Raw genomic sequence first — 16451 nt, forward strand, 5'->3', positions numbered from 1 at the left:
CTCATAGTTAGAGCTTTTATATAAGACTGAAAATATATTAAGTTAAATAAATTGACTCATAAATTCCGCACTTTTCAACAAAAGCTAAATCATGAGAGACTAATAATACAGCACCTTCATAGCTAGAAATAGCATTTGCAAATAGTTCTCTTGATTCAATATCCAAATGATTTTCTGGTTCATCGAGTAATAAAAGTTCAGGCATAGTCTCTGCATGACTCAAACCTAACAATGCGACTTTTAACTTCTCACCCCCACTCAGTTGAGCTAAAGGATAAGTCCCTTTTTCACCACGAAGCCTAAGCTGACCTAGTAAATTTCTCCACTCTAACTCAGAAATATTAGGGTTAATGTTTCTTAAGTTTTCAACAGCAGACAAATGGTCTAACAAAAAGCTAAAGTTCTGATCAAGATAAAAGCAATTTACAAATAGGCTAATTTCATCTGTGGGCACTACAGCAGATTGAACAATCTGTTTCAGCAAAGTTGATTTCCCAATACCATTACGACCCATCAAATGAATTTTTTGAGACGCTTTGAGGGCAAAATTAATGGGCTGCTGGGTTCCATAGTTAAGCTTTAAGTCATGAACTCTAAGAATTTCTCCTGAGCGTTTTTGAAAAGAGGGGAATACAAACTGCTGAGGCTTAACAGTTTCCAAAAGTACTTTTTTATTCTTTAAGTCTTGCTGGCTTTGATCAATTTGACGCTGATGTTGAGACTGAATTGCTCCTAAGCTTTGCCCAGCCTGTTCTTTTTTAAAGTCGAGTAAAATTTTAGCTTGTGAATTTGAATCACGAAGTTTGTTACCAGCACGCTCACGTTTCTGTGCTTTCATTAAAACATCATGTTGCTTCTGCTTTATGTGCTTAACTTCACGTTGATGTTGGTGTACCGACTGCTCTAAAGCTTGAATCTGCGTTTGGTATTGCTCATAAAAATTTTCATAGTTTCCTGTGGTGTGCTGTAAGCCATGTTCATTTAAATGATAAATATGGTCGACTTCATTTAGTAAAGTGAGATCATGGCTAATGATAAGAGCACCTGCCGGATGCTTCTTGAGTTGATGAATCAACCACTGTCTAGCATCTTGGTCAAGATGGTTGCTTGGTTCATCAAGCAATAAATAGTGTTCGGTTTTTAAAAATAACGCTGCTAAAGCTAACTTGGTTTTTTGCCCTTCACTTAACTGTTTCACAGGAAAGTTTAAATCGGTTGGTAAGTGGGCCGATCGTAATAATGCTTCCCAAACAGAAGGGAGGTCCCAATTGCCTTCTAATAAATCATAATCATCGAATTCAGCTTCGCCTTGTTCTACTCTTTGCAAAGCTTTATAGAGATGGTCAATGTCTAAAGCTTCTGCAATGGTGGATGAAGAAAGACGCGTTAATTGAGATAAATATGCATGCTTTGTCTGCCAAGTAATTTGACCACTGACGTGCATTTCCTCAGTGGGTGAAACCTCTTGGAGCAATTGCATAAGTAAGGACTTGCCTTGGCCATTACGACCAATTAAAGCGGATACTTGATGATACTCAAGTGAGAAATTCAATTCTTTAAACATCACTTTTGAAGGGAACTCTAAAGTGAGTTGCGATATTACACATGCCTGCTGAGTCATAAAAACCTCATAAATACAGGATGTACAAAATAGGAAAGTTAAGCTTTAAATAAAGACGTTAAGTCACTAAAAATAAAAAATAGTCTATTTTGCACATCAAAAAAGAGAAAATTGATGAGAAAAAAGACTTACTTCATTGGCGTGACTCACAAAAATAGAAAATATAAGAACAACATTTTATAACGGTTTTTAGTCTGTGTAAAACTTGTGAAGTTTATATGTAGAAAAGCCTAATCAACTGATTAGGCTTTTCCTTAACATCAAGAAATTATTCTTTTACAACTAAAACTTGGATTTTGGTACTGTTTAGAACGTCTTGTGCAAAACTACCTAAAATAAGTTTTTGGAAACCTTTACGACCATGAGAACCAATAACAATTAAGTCTGATTTTAAGTCTTCTACAGCTTTAAGAATGCCGTCAGATGAGATTTCGCCTTGAATAATTTGTGTTTCAATATCAACACCTTCTTCAGCACATAAGGCTTTTACCTTCGCAAGTGTTTTTTCAGCATTAGCACGTGCTTCAACAAAATAATCTTTTACAACAGGAGAGATGTAATAAAAATCAACACCACTAAACGGATCCACTGCAACAAGACTAATTGCTGTAAGTTTACTACCAAAAGCTTTAGCAATATGAGCAGCTTGTCGTGCTGCTGCCAAAGAAATCTCTGAACCATCCACAGGTACAATAATATGTTGGTAATTCATAATGTTATTCCTCTTATTTACAAGTTGTTATATGTATGAAGCTTTTCTTACTTAAAGATTAACATATTTGTTTAAAGGTACAACTCAATTCAATTAAGTTGCAGTTAAATTAAATAAAAATTAAATATATATTTGATTTTTATGTATTTTTAAAATTGAAATATTACGGTAAAAGTGGTGGAGGGAAAACTTTATTTTTAAGATGAACTTTACAATAAATTACTTTTCATATTTTTGTCATACAGAACTCGTATAACCAAATAGTATATTGAGGGGGAGAGGTAATATGGCAGATTTTACAGCAAAGAAAGTAAGTAAACTTATTGAAGAATTCCGCCAAACAGGTAAAGAACCAGAAAAGCTAGTGATTGGATATAAAACTTATGCACGACTTATGGCGGATGATAAGTTCGCTGAAAAGGTTGTACCTTCACTAGAAAACTCAAAAGATCGTCTCTATAAAAATCTTAAAATAAAACTTGTTACTGAAAAACACTATTTTGAAGTGAAATAAAGCATAAATGTGATTCTTGTCACGCTTTACATTGTGTTATTAACATTTAGCAAGAATTATTAACATATTGTTTTTGAGTTAATACAAATAAGGTGTGTATTCAACATTTGAGAACAGTATTTATTGCTAAAAACGCTAGAATGAGTTGATTTTATCGTAAATGGTTGAATAAACTAAATGTTTAAGTTAATTATAGTTTTATTTTATCTCATCACTATTTTAGGTTTTTTATCTATAGTGGGTGGCATATTAACACTCAGTCTGTTTTTGATTATTATTGGCTTAGGACTAATCTGTGCTGCATTATTATTGAAAAAAGAATTTAAAATAGATGTTCTGTTTTGGAAATAATTAGCTGTTATATATCACTCACTGAATAAAAATAATTAAACCACCTCATCTAGAGTGAGGTGTATATAACATATCTAAGTATGATCTATGTTATTTTAATTTATAAAAGTATTTATAGCTATTCATAATCTTTATTACAATTCTCTATAAAATAGAAAATTAAAAATTACTTCAAGTATTTAAAAATAAAAAGATTTCCTTTACGATGAAAGTAACATGAAGTTGTCTCTTTGGTATAAGGCAAACAATAACAAAAGTGAGGTGTACGCATGAGCTATAAATACGAATATGCAGGGTTCTGGTTACGATTTGGTGCAATGATTATTGATACGCTTATTCTTTTTTTAGCCATTATTCCAGCCGCATGGATCTTTTACCGTGGAGATTACGATTTGATATTTGCTACAGGCATGAGTAGTAAACCTCAAAACTATTGGTTTGATCTGATCGTAAATTATGCTTTTCCATTTTTATATACTGTTTTATGTTGGCTCTACTTTGCAGGTACACCTGGAAAACGTCTTATGCGTTTAAAAGTTCTCGATGAAAAAACAGGGAATAAGTTAACTGTAATGCAATCTCTAATCCGCTATATCGGATATATTCCATCTATTTTGGTATTTTGTATTGGTCTTATTTGGGTCGCATTTGATCCTAAAAAACAAGGCTGGCATGACAAAATGGCAAAAACAGTAGTGGTCAAAGAGCTGTAATTTTAGTCAATATTATTGTTAATAAAAAATTACAAAAAAAATCTTGTGTGTTGCAGAGTAAAACCTATACTTGCCGCGAGTTTATTTAATGGAGATCCTAAATGGGTAGTTGTTCGAGGTTCGAGTTTAATTATCAATTAAACCAAAGCCAATACTGAGCAAGATCACCTTTAGGAAGGGCTATCTTGCAATGAGATAGCTTTGTAAAAAATTAGATTAAACCTATACAAATTACTTTATTTGTAATCAAGTACTTCCAGCACTTATCTGTTTAGTTTCTCGCTAGAAATGGGGAGAAGCCAATGTTTTTATATGCTTCCACACACAGCTATGCCTACCAAACTTCAATGTTGGTAAATAATTCGTCTCATACGATTCAAAGTATCCGAGCTATGTTCAAACCTGTGACTTTCCGTCAGCGTTGGTTTGGCTTTGGACTAATTTTCTCTTCTTCATCGTAAGTCTACGATCTCCTATCCCTTTCTAAATTTTAAATTTTTATAGACTTTATTTCTCAATAAGGTCGAGAGCTTTGTACGCCTAAAAAATGGAGGATTTCGTGATGAAATTCTGGCAACGACTCTTCACAGCATTTTTACAAAGATTTCATTTGATGCGTTTTTTTGGTCGTAATCGATCTTTTAAAGAGCTACATCAATCAAGCTATGCTCAAGAAATTAGCAAAAACTTATCTATGCGTTTGCTCGATGCGTCAAGAGCCCAAACAGGTGACTTATTAAAACAATTCGATACTCACTTCACAGGGCTTACAGAAGAGCAAGCACATACCCAGCAAATGGCAGTGGGGCTTAATGAGATTACTCATGAGAAACCATTAACTTGGTGGCAACATCTTTGGTATTGCTACCGCAATCCGTTCAATATTTTGCTTAGCCTTTTGGCACTAATTGCTTTTTTTACCGATGATTTGACGGGTTCAACCATTATTAGTGTGATGGTTATTCTCTCGACGTTACTTCGTTATTGGCAAGAAGCAAAATCAAATCAAGCTGCGGATGCTTTAAAGGCAATGGTGAGTAATACCGCTACAGTATTGCGTCATCAAGTTAGTGCAGGAGATTTAGAGCTTATGCATGAGCGTTATGGCATTGATATTAAAAATCAAACAAATTACCAATTTGAAATGCCAATTCAATATTTGGTGCCAGGTGATGTGATTTTATTGTCTGCAGGCGACATGATTCCTGCTGATTGCAGAATTTTAAATGCCAAAGATTTGTTTGTTTCTCAAGCTGCAATGACGGGTGAATCAATGCCTGTCGAGAAATTTCCTATGCAGAAAAATCTCGAAGAAACGAGTGCTTTAGAGCTAGATAACATTGTATTTATGGGGACCAATATTGTTTCTGGTTCAGCTCAAGCTGTTGTTTTAAGTACAGGTATTCAAACATATTTCGGCGCGCTTGCTCACCGAGTTACGGCTACTGATCGCAGCACGACAGCGTTTCAAATGGGTGTCAACAAAGTAAGTTGGTTGCTCATTCGCTTTATGTTGGTCATGGCACCTGTTGTACTTTTCATTAATGGCTTTACCAAAGGTGATTGGACAGAGGCATTTTTATTCGCATTATCGGTTGCTGTTGGTCTTACTCCAGAAATGCTACCGATGATTGTGACTTCAACTTTAGCAAAGGGTGCGGTTTTCTTATCTAAAAAGAAAGTGATTGTTAAACGTCTAGATGCGATCCAAAACTTTGGTGCAATGGATGTTCTGTGTACCGATAAAACTGGAACGTTAACTCAAGATAAAATCTTTTTATCTCAACATATTGATGTTCATGGGGAAAAATCAGACTTTGTACTCATGCAAGCATTTTTAAACAGTTACTATCAAACTGGTTTGAAAAATTTGCTTGATGTGGCTGTATTAGAAGCTGTTGATGATCAGATCAAAACTCAAAAGTTACGTTATAAGAAGCTAGATGAAGTTCCATTTGATTTCGATCGCCGCCGTATGTCAGTCGTGGTCCAAACGCCTCAAGAAAAAGTGCGCATGATTACTAAAGGCGCGGTTGAGGAAATGTTAAAAGTTTGCCGTTATGTTGAAGTAAATGGCAAAGTAGAACCTTTAACAGAACAACGTGAAGTTGCAATTGAAGCATTAACTCAACGTTATAACCGCGATGGCTTACGTGTCGTTGCTGTAGCGTACCGTGAGTTTGATAATAACCAGGAAAGTTATTCAGTTGTTGATGAAAGTGATCTCATTTTAATTGGTTATGTCGCATTTCTTGATCCGCCTAAAGAGTCTGCTCGAGAAGCAGTACAAAGTTTGCATGCTCATGGTGTAACCGTAAAAGTACTTACAGGTGATAACGAGTTTGTAACTCAAAAAGTGTGTCGTGAAATTGGTCTGAACTATGATCAGGTTCTGTTAGGTGGTGTAGTTGAAACCTTAACTGATGAGCAGCTCAAAAGAGCAGTGGAGCAATACCATATTTTTGCCAAGTTAAGCCCTGTACATAAAGAACGTATTGTTGAGCAGTTAAAAGTAAACGGTCATGTGGTCGGTTTCTTAGGAGACGGTATTAATGATGCTGCGGCTATACGTGCTGCCGATATTGGTATTTCAGTAGATACGGCAGTAGATATTGCTAAAGAATCAGCAGATTTGATCTTGCTTGAAAAAAGCTTGATGGTGCTTGAAAAAGGTGTAATTGAAGGCCGTAGAACTTTTGCTAATATGTTGAAGTATATCAAAATGACGGCAAGTTCAAATTTCGGTAATGTTTTTTCGGTATTAATTGCGAGTGCTTTTATTCCATTTTTACCAATGCTGCCTATTCACTTACTGATCCAAAACTTACTTTATGACGTATCACAAATTGTCATTCCTTTTGATAATGTTGATGAAGAATTAATTGCAAAACCACAGCGTTGGCAACCTGAAGAAGTGGGCCGTTTTATGGTGGTATTTGGACCGATTAGCTCAATTTTTGACATTATCACGTTTTGTCTGATGTGGTTTGTGTTTTCGGCAAATACGCCTGAACATCAGACTTTATTCCAGTCTGGCTGGTTCGTTGTGGGGCTACTCACTCAAACATTGATTGTGCATATGATCCGTACAGCTAAGATTCCATTTATTCAGAGTCGCGCTGCAACACCATTACTGGTAATGACAGTAGTGATTATGTGTATTGGTATTTTCTTACCAATGGGGCCTTTGGCAAGTTACTTAAAACTGCAAGCTTTACCATTAAGTTATTTCTTATATTTGCCTTTAATTTTAATTGCTTATATGTGTATTACTCAATGGGTTAAAAAAATCTACATTCGCCGTTACGGCTGGCAATAAAATAATAGGTGCAAGATGAAGTTGCAATTTCTACAACATACAGATTTATCTAATATTGCAGATACTCTCATTAGTCTCTCGGTTGCTTTTGTTTTGGGAGCATTAATTGGATTTGAACGTCAATATAGGCAACGTACAGCTGGCCTTCGAACCAATGTACTGGTCGCTGTAGGCGCTGCAATTTTCGTAGATGTTGCAACGAATCTTACTGGAGCAGATGGAGCTGTTCGAGTCATTGCCTATGTGGTTTCGGGTATTGGTTTCTTGGGTGCAGGTGTGATTATGCGTCAAGAAGGCAATATCCATGGCTTAAATACCGCAGCGACTTTATGGTGTTCGGCGGCTGTGGGAGCGGCGGCAGGTTCCGATTTAATTATTGAAGCCATACTGGCAACAGCTTTTATTTTATCTGCCAATACGCTATTGAGACCGATTGTTCATATCATTGACCGTCGTCCATTAGACGATGACACAGAAGTCTTGCATGTCATTTACATCATATGTGACCGCAGTCAGAGTAAAGTGGTTATGGATGAATTAAACCTAACCTTGAAGCATCATAATTATCCTCCAAAAGATATTGATGTCACACCTTTCGGAGAAAAAGAGGTTGAAATAGAAGTGACGTTAATTGCGACTTCAATTGAAGCGGAAGAAGCTCAGCATATTATTAACCACTTAAATGCTATGCCACAAATACGACAGGCTTTTTGGGATAAAAACGCAATTAATTAATTTAATGAGACTTTGCACTTAACTGTTTATGAAATTCTCTAAATGGTTAAGGGCAAAGTTTTTATTTTAGGTGTTATTTTTTAATCTTAAATTTAAGAACTACAAATACAATAATACCGACAATCAGCCCCCAAAATGCCGAACCAATACCGAAAAATTGGATACCTGAAGCACTACATAAAAAAGTAAATAATGCGGCCTCACGGTCTTCAACAGGGCCAAATGCAAGCGCAATGTTATGGCTAATGGTACCAAGTAATGCAATACCTGCTAAAGCTACAATAAAAATATGAGGAAAAGACATGAGCAAGCTTGTCAGTGTTGCTGCAAATAGTCCCATCAATGCATAGAAAAAACCAGAGCTTATGCCAGCAATATAGCGTTTACTTGGGTCAGGATGAACTTGATCGTCAAGGCATACAGCCGCACTAATCGCAGCAATATTGACGCTGTAACAACCAAAAGGCGCAAGCAAAACTTGGGTTAAACCGGTCCAGCCAATGAGTTGATTTACATGTGGTTTATAGCCATAACTTTTAATCATGGCAATACCGGGTAAATACTGCGAAGCCATACTAATTACAAATAGTGGTAGAGCTAAGCCCAAAAGAGCCGACCAGCTAAAGACAGGACTAATCCAAACAGGTTTAGCCAAAGACCAGTGAAGCGTAGGCATATGGAAGTCTAAAAACACAGGGCAGAGCACAACACCAGCAAGTGCTGTGAACACGATGCTATAACGCGGCCATAATCTTTTTGTAATGATATAAATGACGAGCAAAGATAAAACGAATGCCCAATCATTTTGCAAACTTGCGAAAAGTGAAATACCAAATTTAAGTAAAACGCCTGCAAGCATGGCACTGGTCAAGCTTTGAGGAATATATGACAGTGCTTTTTGAAAAATTCCTGAAAAACCTAAAATCGCGGTCAGTACACCAACAACTAAAAAAGCACCAATTGCTTCATTTATGCTATATCCACCGCCAGTTGCAATAATTAAAGCGAGACCAGCAGTAGACCAAGCTGTTGCTACAGGGTATTTAAATTTCCATGAAAGAATAAGTCCTGATAAACCAAGACCCAAACCTAAAGCCCAAAACCATGAAGTGATTTGTTCAGGAGAAGCACCCAAAGCTTGCGCAGCCTGAATCACTAAAATAGCCGAAACACTAATACCAATTAGAAAGGTAATGAAACCCGCGAATACGGCTGGAATAGAAAAATCTTGAAGAATCTTTTGCATGGCTAAATGTTCTAAATCCCTGAAAAATTAATATGTTTCTGCCTATATTTTCAGCTAGATAAATCTATCAATTTTTTTAAAGAAGGTGCTTTCTATTTTTTGTTTAAAAATGAAATAATATTTTTTAAATAGCCATAAATGCTATTATTTATTTCATAAAAATTAATTAACTTTGGATATTATTTTTATGGGCGAGCAAGCTGAAAATTTGTCACCTCTTGAACTGAAAATTATGCGCTGTTTACAAGAGAACGGACGCTTAAGTAATGCTGAACTGGCAAAGCTTGTAGGTATTAGTACCTCGTCTTGCTGGAATCATACTCAGCGCCTTTTTAAAATTGGGGCAATCTTGGATGTTCGTGCTCGGATTAATGCGTCTATGGTACAACGTGAAACCATTGTTTTGGTTGGTGTAGTACTAGATCGTTCAACTCCTGATAGCTTTCAGGCATTTGAACAAGCGGCAGGTGGTTTGGAGAATGTTCTAGAATGTTATCTGGTGGCTGGAGAAGTCGATTATTTTCTAAAAATTCGTGTTAAAGATTTGGCTGCGTTTAACCGATTCCATAGTGAAAAAATTATTGCCTTACCGGGAGTAAGGCAGGTTAGAACATTCTTTGTACTCAATGAAGTTAAAACAGATGGCATGCTGGCATTTTAAAAGTTCAGTATGTTCATCTTTATAGGCTAGGCAACTTACATCGTTGAAGTTGCTAATTTTAATCCAAATCCAAAAAATAAAATTCCGACTAAAAAAATACTACTCGCCGCAATTTTATGATTTTGTTTAAAAAATGCCGAGAGTTTAATTCCAGAGAAAATAAGAGCTGTTAAATAGCTAAAGCTAATAATTTGTAAAATAACCGCTAAGATTAAAAAACTTAAAGCTGGATAGGCATAATCTGGATTAATAAACTGAACAAAGAAAGATAAGAAAAATAAAATCGCTTTAGGGTTAAGTAAACTAATACTTAAGGCGGTTTTATAAGGGTGAATTTTATCTAAAGTAGGTAAATCAGCCATTTCTACTTGGGGTTGATTACGTAATTTCCAGCGTTGAATACTGCCTTGTAAAAGCTTAAATCCTAAATAGGATAGATAAAGTGCACCGATGAGTTTAAGAATAATAAAAACCCAAGGGAATGCTTTTAATAAAGAAGCTGCGCCCAATACGGTACAGAGCATTAAAATAAGATCACCAGTAAAAATACCAAGTGCACCCATATATCCGGTTTTAATACCATAGCGTGAAGCAATTGACATCACATAAAGGGAATTGGGTCCGGGTAATAACACAATTAGGAATGTACCAATAATATATGTTGTTATATCTGTTATGCCGAACACGAGAAACCCAATAAAAAACCGATTTTTGTCATGATAACAAAAATCGGCAATTTTGTATGAAAAGTGCAGTTTTTTAAGGTTTAATTTCCGCATCAATTCCAAAAGATTGACGTAATAAAAAACTTAATTGATCACGAGCTTTAATAAAGCCATCAACTCCACCTTGTAAAAGTTGGAATGCCATTAAGTCATGATTAAGTTCGTCTTTAAAGCTTTGTTCATCTTGAGCTGATCTAACAATAGCCTCTGCTTGTTTTGATTTAGTCGCATCAAGAGCTGCATCAACTGTACGTGTATCTTGCTCAAGCTGAGTAAGTAGTCCCGGCGAAATCGTTAGCAAATCACATCCTGCAAGGCCAAGCACTTGATCAATGCTACGGAAGCTCGCACCCATCACTTGAGTTGGAATATTTTGCTGTTTGTAGTAAGTGTAGATTTTCTTGACTGAAACTACACCAGGGTCTTTTTCGATTGGGTAAGCGTCTACACCTTCAGCCTTTTTGTACCAGTCTAAAATACGGCCTACAAATGGTGAAATTAAAGTCACTTTTGCATCTGCACATGCTTGAGCTTGATGTAAACCGAAAAGGAGAGTGAGGTTACAAGCGATCCCTTCAGCTTCAAGTACTTTAGCAGCTTGAATACCTTCCCAAGTCGACGCGATTTTAATCAAAATACGTGACTGATCAATACCATAACCTTTGTAAAGTTCACATAATTCATGCGCTTTTTGAATGGTTGCTTCAGTGTCATATGAAAGGGCAGCGTCAACCTCTGTTGAAACTCGGCCTTCAATGAGTTTTAAAATTTCTACACCAAATTTTACGGTTAAAATATCAATGGTTCTTTCGATCAGCTCATCATTTTTATAGCCTTCTTCTTTGGCTTGATAATAAGCATCTTCAATGAGCTCTTTACTTTCAGGTTGTTCTGCCGCTGCAGTAATCAATGAAGGATTCGTTGTAGCATCTAAGGGACGAAATTTACGAATAGCATCAAGGTCGCTACTGTCAGCAACAACGGTCGTTAATGTTTTTAATTGGTCAAGTGCTGTATGAGTCATTGATATTCAACATCTTCAGTAATAAATCTTATGTTTTCTTTATAGCACAAACTCTATCCATACTGTCGATATATCAATTGTTATGTTTCAAAGAAAAACGTTTATGTTCTGCATCTAAATTGAAATGATTTTAAGGAACCAGTTGCATTCGCTTATTGCGAATATAATCAATCAAAAACCGTGCAGCAGCACCGAGTTCACTTTCACGGCTCCACACTAAGTCTACGTAGTATTCAAAACGTGGCGTAAAATCAAATACATCTAATGCTTTAAGCTTATTGTTTAATTCTGGGTTTTCTTTAAACATCTCTTGTGGCAGTACACCCCATCCCAAATTACGTAAAATCATTAGGCAAGCAGAGTGGTGGTTATCTGTACGCCAGTAATGTTTTGAAAATAATAATTCGGGTTTTAATGTTTCATCTCGACTTGCTACCACAATTTGTCTCGTACCTAAAATCTGCTCATAAGAAACATGCTCTTGGCTTGCGAGCGGATGGGTTTTTGAAATAACAGGAATTAAAGCTTCACGTTTGAGTTCTACAAACTGCTCTCTATTGTCTAAATGCTCACGTTCAAACATGAGTGCTAGCTGGGCAGAGCCATCTAGTAACATGTGAAGCGCATCTTCTTGAGGGGCAGACACAATATTAATTTGTAGGTCAGGGAAGCGGCTTTCTAACAGACAAACATAGTCGGTCCAATTGGTATGCAGCAGCTCAGACACCACAACAATAGTGAGGTTTGGTTCTAGACCAGTACTTAATGCATGGGCGTGTTGTTTCCATTGATTCATTTCAATCAATAGTTGCGCCGTTTTTTCATATAGCACTCGTGCTTCAGCTGTTGGGGTAGGTTCACGGCCTTTGCGTTCAAATAAAGTCAGATTCAGATCGATTTCTAAATTGGCAATAGACATGCTTACAGCAGAAGGAACTTTTCCAAGTTTGCGTGCTGCTGCTGAAAAGGAGCCAGTTTCAATCACGGCCTGAAACATGAGTAGTTGTTCTTGATTAATATTCATCTGTCAAAAAAACTGAAAGAATCTGATTGGATTAATCAAAATTATAAAAATAAAATGCACATTATCCAAGTAATTATTGAGTATTTAAAAATGTTGATTTCCAAGAGAAGACTCATTCATGCAATCAGTTATGAAGGAATTTTATTGGTCATCATTGCGATTGCATTAAGTTTTATTTTTAACATGCCGATGGAAGTGACTGGAACACTCGGTGTGTTTATGGCAGTGGTTTCAGTTTTCTGGAATATGATTTTTAACCACTATTTCGAAAAAGTAGAGCATAAATATAATTGGGAAAGAACGATCCCTGTGCGGATTTTACATGCAATTGGTTTTGAGGGTGGTTTGCTGATTGCGACTGTACCGATGATTGCATATATGATGCAGATGACTGTGATTGATGCATTTATTTTAGATATTGGCTTAACCTTATGTATTTTGGTTTATACCTTTATTTTCCAGTGGTGCTATGACCATATTGAAGATAAGTTTTTCCCAAATGCTAAAGCAGCATCACTTCATTAAAATTAAGTAGTTAAAGTAAAAAAGCACCCATCAGGGTGCTTTTTTTAGGTGAATCGTAAAATTATTTCTCTAAGATTGCTACAACGCCTTCACCACCTGCTGTACAGATCGAGATTAATGCGCGGCCTGAACCTTTTTCATTAATCAATTTAGCAGCAGTAGCCAAGATACGACCACCTGTTGCAGCAAATGGATGGCCTGCACCTAAAGATGAACCATTTACGTTAAGTTTAGAGCGATCGATTGAACCTAAAGGTGCATCTAGACCAAGACGTTCTTTACAGAATTTTTCGTCTTCCCAAGCTTTCAATGTAGATAACACTTGAGATGCAAATGCTTCATGAATTTCGTAGAAATCAAAATCTTGAAGTTTAAGGTTAGCGCGCTTAAGCATACGAGGTACTGCATAAGCAGGAGCCATTAATAAACCTTCTTTAGGACCATTTTTGCCAATGAAATCAACAGCTGCTGTTTCAGAGAAAGAAAGGTAAGCTAAAACTTCATGACCGTTTTCTTTTGCCCATTCTTCAGAAGCAAGCAATACCACAGAAGCACCGTCAGTTAACGGAGTTGAGTTACCTGCTGTCATTGTTGCAGTTTCGCCTTTACCGAAAACTGGTTTTAACTTAGCAAGTTTTTCAACTGTACTATCAGGACGTAAGTTGTTGTCACGATTAAGACCTAAGAATGGAGTCATTAAGTCATCAAAGAAACCACGGTCATAAGCAGCAGCAAGTTTTTGATGGCTGCTTGCAGCTAGCTCGTCTTGTGCTTCACGAGTGATACCCCATTCTAATGCAGTGATTGCTTGGTGCTCACCCATTGAAAGGCCAGTACGTGGTTCACCATTGCTTGGAGCATCAAGAAGCTTTTTAAAATCAATCTTTGTTAAAGCTTTAAGACGGTCTTTACCTGTTTTAGCAACATTAAGCTCAAGTAAAACTTTACGTAAACCATCACCTACAGCAATCGGTGCGTCAGAAGTTGTATCTACGCCACCTGCAATACCTACGTCGATTTGACCAAGCGCAATTTTGTTAGCAACAACAAATGCTGCTTGTAAACCTGTACCACATGCAATTTGGATGTCGTAAGCAGGAGTTTCAGGAGCAAGATCTGTGCTCAATACAACTTCACGAGTCATGTTGAAATCACGGCTGTGTTTTAAAACAGCGCCCGCAACAACTTCGCCAATACGCTTACCTTGTAAATTAAAACGCTCAACCAAACCATTCAATGCTGCTATCAGCATGTCAGAATTAGACGCTTTAAAATAAGCAGTATTTGAACGTGCAAATGGAATACGGTTGCCACCAATAATTGCAACGCGGCGAACAGTGTTTTGGCTCATGGTTTTATCCTGTTGAACAGAAGTTTTGGTTTTTGTTGCTTTTGGTGCTGCAGCTACATTTGAAGATGTAGACGGGGTTGCTGAAGCAGCGCTCTTACTACGAGGGCTACGTGCAGGTGCAGTCGTTGAACGAGTACGTGTCGTTTTTTGTGTATTAGTTGCTGCTTTAGGAGTAGTGCTGTTACGCTTAGCCGTGTTAGAAGCCGACTTTGATGTATTTGACACTTTTTCCTGAGCAGAATTCTCGACTGCTGGATTTTCTTGAGTTGTTTTGCTCATAAGGCTTTTCCAAGCATAATAACGATATTCTTGTAAGCTACCTTAACACAATTCAAATAGACCTGTATTGACTAGAATGACATTGTAGATAGCATTCAGGTCAAGACATCCAAAGATGAACTCAAGTATGATTTGGAGTAACTCTAATGAACGACTGATTTCATATTGTTGCTATTCATCTCATAACATAATGAAGCCTGTCGTAGAAAATTCATTTCTTTGAGAGATAATAATCATGACTGATCAATACCAAGCATTTACACAATCTCCTATTGGTAAATTTGTTGTTAAAAATCTGGGTTTACCATCACCAGTTGCATTAGAGCGTTTTGAAAGTGCTCAGCCAGTAGTGAATGGTGCAGTATTGGTTGGCGCAGCGCCGTCAAGTGTATTGTCTGGTGCGATTGCACAAGTACTTAGCAATATTCATGCTGACAGTTATGTAGGCAACAATGTTGCATTACAGCAAGAAGCTGCAAAAGTTGGTTTAAATTTACGCCCATTTAATGCAGGCGACAAAGAATCAAAATTCAAAGCAGTTGTATTCGATGCGTCTGGTATTCAAAACTCAGAACAGTTAAACGAACTTTATAAATTCTTTAATCCGATTGCACGTCAAGTTGCGACTTCTGGTCGAGTGATTGTGGTTGGTACAACACCTGAAACTGCAAAAACTGTAAAACAGGCAATTGCTCAGCGTGCACTTGAAGGCTTTATCAAATCTGTAGGTAAAGAGTTTAAAAAGGGTATTACTGCTCAAGTTGTTTATGTTGATGAAGGTGCCGCTGCAAATCTTGAATCAACATTACGTTTCTTACTTTCTCCACGTTCAGCGTATGTATCTGGTCAAGTAATTCGTGTATCTAAAGCAGATGTAGTTGATGTTGATTGGGCAAAACCACTTGCTGGAAAAACTGCGTTAGTAACTGGTGCAAGTCGTGGTATTGGTGAAGCAATTGCACATGTGTTGGCACGTGATGGTGCGCATGTTATTTGTTTAGACGTACCACAACAACAAGCTGACCTTGACCGTGTAGCGGCTGACATTGGTGGTTCTACATTGGCAATTGACATTACAGCTGCCGATGCAGGCGAAAAAATTAAGGCTGCTGCGGCAAAACAAGGCGGTTTAGATATTATCGTTCATAACGCAGGTATTACTCGTGACAAAACTTTGGCAAACATGAAGCCAGAGCTTTGGGACTTGGTCATTAACATTAACTTGTCTGCTGCTGAACGTGTAAATGACTACTTGTTAGAAAACGATGGACTAAATGCAAATGGCCGTATTGTTTGTGTATCATCAATCAGTGGTATTGCTGGTAACCTTGGTCAAACCAACTATGCTGCATCTAAAGCTGGTGTCATTGGTCTAGTTAAATTTACTGCACCTATTCTAAAAAATGGTATTACCATTAATGCAGTAGCACCTGGCTTTATTGAGACTCAAATGACTGCTGCGATTCCATTTGCAATTCGTGAAGCTGGTCGCCGTATGAACTCAATGCAACAAGGCGGTTTACCTATTGATGTAGCAGAAACAATTGCATGGTTTGCATCAACTGCTTCTACAGGTGTAAATGGCAACGTTGTACGCGTGTGCGGTCAAAGCTTGTTGGGCGCTTAAGCACTTTTAGTTAAAGAGGGGTGC

16 protein-coding genes are annotated in these 16451 nt (G+C 37.1%); 9 read left to right on the top strand and 7 right to left on the bottom strand.

Features of this window, described 5'->3' with window-relative positions:
• Positions 1-37: 37 nt before the first annotated feature.
• Together ACH63V_RS13580 and ACH63V_RS13585 are read right to left on the bottom strand one after the other, a co-directional pair.
• Positions 38-1621, bottom strand: a complete 1584-nt coding sequence (locus tag ACH63V_RS13580) for an ATP-binding cassette domain-containing protein (RefSeq protein ID WP_396463794.1) — start codon at positions 1619-1621, stop codon at positions 38-40.
• 268 nt (positions 1622-1889) lie between these two features.
• The gene (locus ACH63V_RS13585) at positions 1890-2333 is read right to left on the bottom strand and encodes a universal stress protein (RefSeq protein ID WP_151740140.1); all 444 of its coding nucleotides are present in this window, start codon (positions 2331-2333) and stop codon (positions 1890-1892) included.
• Between the two features lie 286 nt (positions 2334-2619).
• Between ACH63V_RS13585 and ACH63V_RS13590 the strand changes: the two genes are divergently transcribed.
• The 6 genes from ACH63V_RS13590 to ACH63V_RS13615 all read left to right on the top strand — a co-directional run bounded on the left by ACH63V_RS13590 (position 2620) and on the right by ACH63V_RS13615 (position 7965).
• Positions 2620-2847, top strand: coding sequence for a hypothetical protein (locus ACH63V_RS13590; protein WP_396463796.1), 228 nt, complete (start codon positions 2620-2622; stop codon positions 2845-2847).
• 177 nt (positions 2848-3024) lie between these two features.
• Positions 3025-3198: a hypothetical protein gene (locus ACH63V_RS13595; RefSeq protein ID WP_240061580.1), complete on the top strand. Its 174-nt coding sequence runs from the start codon at positions 3025-3027 to the stop codon at positions 3196-3198.
• Between the two features lie 269 nt (positions 3199-3467).
• Positions 3468-3911, top strand: a complete 444-nt coding sequence (locus ACH63V_RS13600) for an RDD family protein (protein ID WP_263613959.1) — start codon at positions 3468-3470, stop codon at positions 3909-3911.
• A 302-nt stretch (positions 3912-4213) separates the two neighbouring features.
• Positions 4214-4372, top strand: a complete 159-nt coding sequence (locus ACH63V_RS13605; RefSeq protein WP_004701042.1) for a hypothetical protein — start codon at positions 4214-4216, stop codon at positions 4370-4372.
• A 101-nt stretch (positions 4373-4473) separates the two neighbouring features.
• A complete protein-coding gene (mgtA, locus tag ACH63V_RS13610; RefSeq protein WP_396463797.1) occupies positions 4474-7230 on the top strand; it encodes a magnesium-translocating P-type ATPase in 2757 nt (918 codons plus the stop codon).
• 15 nt (positions 7231-7245) lie between these two features.
• Positions 7246-7965, top strand: coding sequence for an MgtC/SapB family protein (locus ACH63V_RS13615; RefSeq protein ID WP_396463798.1), 720 nt, complete (start codon positions 7246-7248; stop codon positions 7963-7965).
• Between the two features lie 73 nt (positions 7966-8038).
• Here ACH63V_RS13615 and ACH63V_RS13620 read toward each other — a convergent pair whose 3' ends face one another.
• Positions 8039-9211 carry a benzoate/H(+) symporter BenE family transporter gene (locus tag ACH63V_RS13620; protein WP_396463799.1) on the bottom strand — a complete coding sequence of 391 codons (1173 nt, stop codon included), beginning with the start codon at positions 9209-9211 and terminating at the stop codon, positions 8039-8041.
• 187 nt (positions 9212-9398) lie between these two features.
• Here ACH63V_RS13620 and ACH63V_RS13625 point away from each other — a divergent pair, with 187 nt between their 5' ends.
• Complete coding sequence (locus ACH63V_RS13625; protein ID WP_396463800.1) at positions 9399-9872, top strand: Lrp/AsnC family transcriptional regulator; 474 nt, start codon at positions 9399-9401, stop codon at positions 9870-9872.
• Between the two features lie 35 nt (positions 9873-9907).
• Here ACH63V_RS13625 and leuE read toward each other — a convergent pair whose 3' ends face one another.
• From leuE to ACH63V_RS13640, 3 genes are all read right to left on the bottom strand, one after another.
• Positions 9908-10558 carry a leucine efflux protein LeuE gene (gene leuE, locus ACH63V_RS13630; protein WP_396463801.1) on the bottom strand — a complete coding sequence of 217 codons (651 nt, stop codon included), beginning with the start codon at positions 10556-10558 and terminating at the stop codon, positions 9908-9910.
• 73 nt (positions 10559-10631) lie between these two features.
• Positions 10632-11621, bottom strand: coding sequence for a transaldolase (tal, locus tag ACH63V_RS13635; protein WP_396463802.1), 990 nt, complete (start codon positions 11619-11621; stop codon positions 10632-10634).
• A 130-nt stretch (positions 11622-11751) separates the two neighbouring features.
• A complete protein-coding gene (locus ACH63V_RS13640) occupies positions 11752-12645 on the bottom strand; it encodes a LysR family transcriptional regulator (protein WP_331424376.1) in 894 nt (297 codons plus the stop codon).
• Positions 12646-12735: 90 nt separating this feature from the next.
• Between ACH63V_RS13640 and aceI the strand changes: the two genes are divergently transcribed.
• A complete protein-coding gene (gene aceI, locus ACH63V_RS13645) occupies positions 12736-13170 on the top strand; it encodes a chlorhexidine efflux PACE transporter AceI (RefSeq protein WP_005135057.1) in 435 nt (144 codons plus the stop codon).
• Between the two features lie 61 nt (positions 13171-13231).
• Here aceI and ACH63V_RS13650 read toward each other — a convergent pair whose 3' ends face one another.
• A complete protein-coding gene (locus ACH63V_RS13650) occupies positions 13232-14800 on the bottom strand; it encodes an acetyl-CoA C-acetyltransferase (RefSeq protein WP_396463803.1) in 1569 nt (522 codons plus the stop codon).
• Positions 14801-15035: 235 nt separating this feature from the next.
• Between ACH63V_RS13650 and ACH63V_RS13655 the strand changes: the two genes are divergently transcribed.
• Entirely contained in the window at positions 15036-16427 is a 1392-nt protein-coding gene (locus tag ACH63V_RS13655) for a 3-oxoacyl-ACP reductase (protein WP_396463804.1), read from the top strand.
• Positions 16428-16451: the final 24 nt, after the last annotated feature.

It is taken from the genome of Acinetobacter sp. ABJ-A23_2 (assembly GCF_044538765.1).
Taxonomy (GTDB): Bacteria; Pseudomonadota; Gammaproteobacteria; order Pseudomonadales; family Moraxellaceae; genus Acinetobacter; species Acinetobacter nosocomialis_A.

Bases quoted from the DNA above. Each gene is read 5' to 3' on its own strand.
- ACH63V_RS13580 (WP_396463794.1), bottom strand. From the start codon at position 1,621: ATGACTCAGCAGGCATGTGTAATATCGCAACTCACTTTAGAGTTCCCT.
- ACH63V_RS13585 (WP_151740140.1), bottom strand. From the start codon at position 2,333: ATGAATTACCAACATATTATTGTACCTGTGGATGGTTCAGAGATTTCT.
- ACH63V_RS13590 (WP_396463796.1), top strand. From the start codon at position 2,620: ATGGCAGATTTTACAGCAAAGAAAGTAAGTAAACTTATTGAAGAATTC.
- ACH63V_RS13595 (WP_240061580.1), top strand. From the start codon at position 3,025: ATGTTTAAGTTAATTATAGTTTTATTTTATCTCATCACTATTTTAGGT.
- ACH63V_RS13600 (WP_263613959.1), top strand. From the start codon at position 3,468: ATGAGCTATAAATACGAATATGCAGGGTTCTGGTTACGATTTGGTGCA.
- ACH63V_RS13605 (WP_004701042.1), top strand. From the start codon at position 4,214: ATGTTTTTATATGCTTCCACACACAGCTATGCCTACCAAACTTCAATG.
- mgtA (WP_396463797.1), top strand. From the start codon at position 4,474: ATGAAATTCTGGCAACGACTCTTCACAGCATTTTTACAAAGATTTCAT.
- ACH63V_RS13615 (WP_396463798.1), top strand. From the start codon at position 7,246: ATGAAGTTGCAATTTCTACAACATACAGATTTATCTAATATTGCAGAT.
- ACH63V_RS13620 (WP_396463799.1), bottom strand. From the start codon at position 9,211: ATGCAAAAGATTCTTCAAGATTTTTCTATTCCAGCCGTATTCGCGGGT.
- ACH63V_RS13625 (WP_396463800.1), top strand. From the start codon at position 9,399: ATGGGCGAGCAAGCTGAAAATTTGTCACCTCTTGAACTGAAAATTATG.
- tal (WP_396463802.1), bottom strand. From the start codon at position 11,621: ATGACTCATACAGCACTTGACCAATTAAAAACATTAACGACCGTTGTT.
- ACH63V_RS13640 (WP_331424376.1), bottom strand. From the start codon at position 12,645: ATGAATATTAATCAAGAACAACTACTCATGTTTCAGGCCGTGATTGAA.
- aceI (WP_005135057.1), top strand. From the start codon at position 12,736: ATGTTGATTTCCAAGAGAAGACTCATTCATGCAATCAGTTATGAAGGA.
- ACH63V_RS13650 (WP_396463803.1), bottom strand. From the start codon at position 14,800: ATGAGCAAAACAACTCAAGAAAATCCAGCAGTCGAGAATTCTGCTCAG.
- ACH63V_RS13655 (WP_396463804.1), top strand. From the start codon at position 15,036: ATGACTGATCAATACCAAGCATTTACACAATCTCCTATTGGTAAATTT.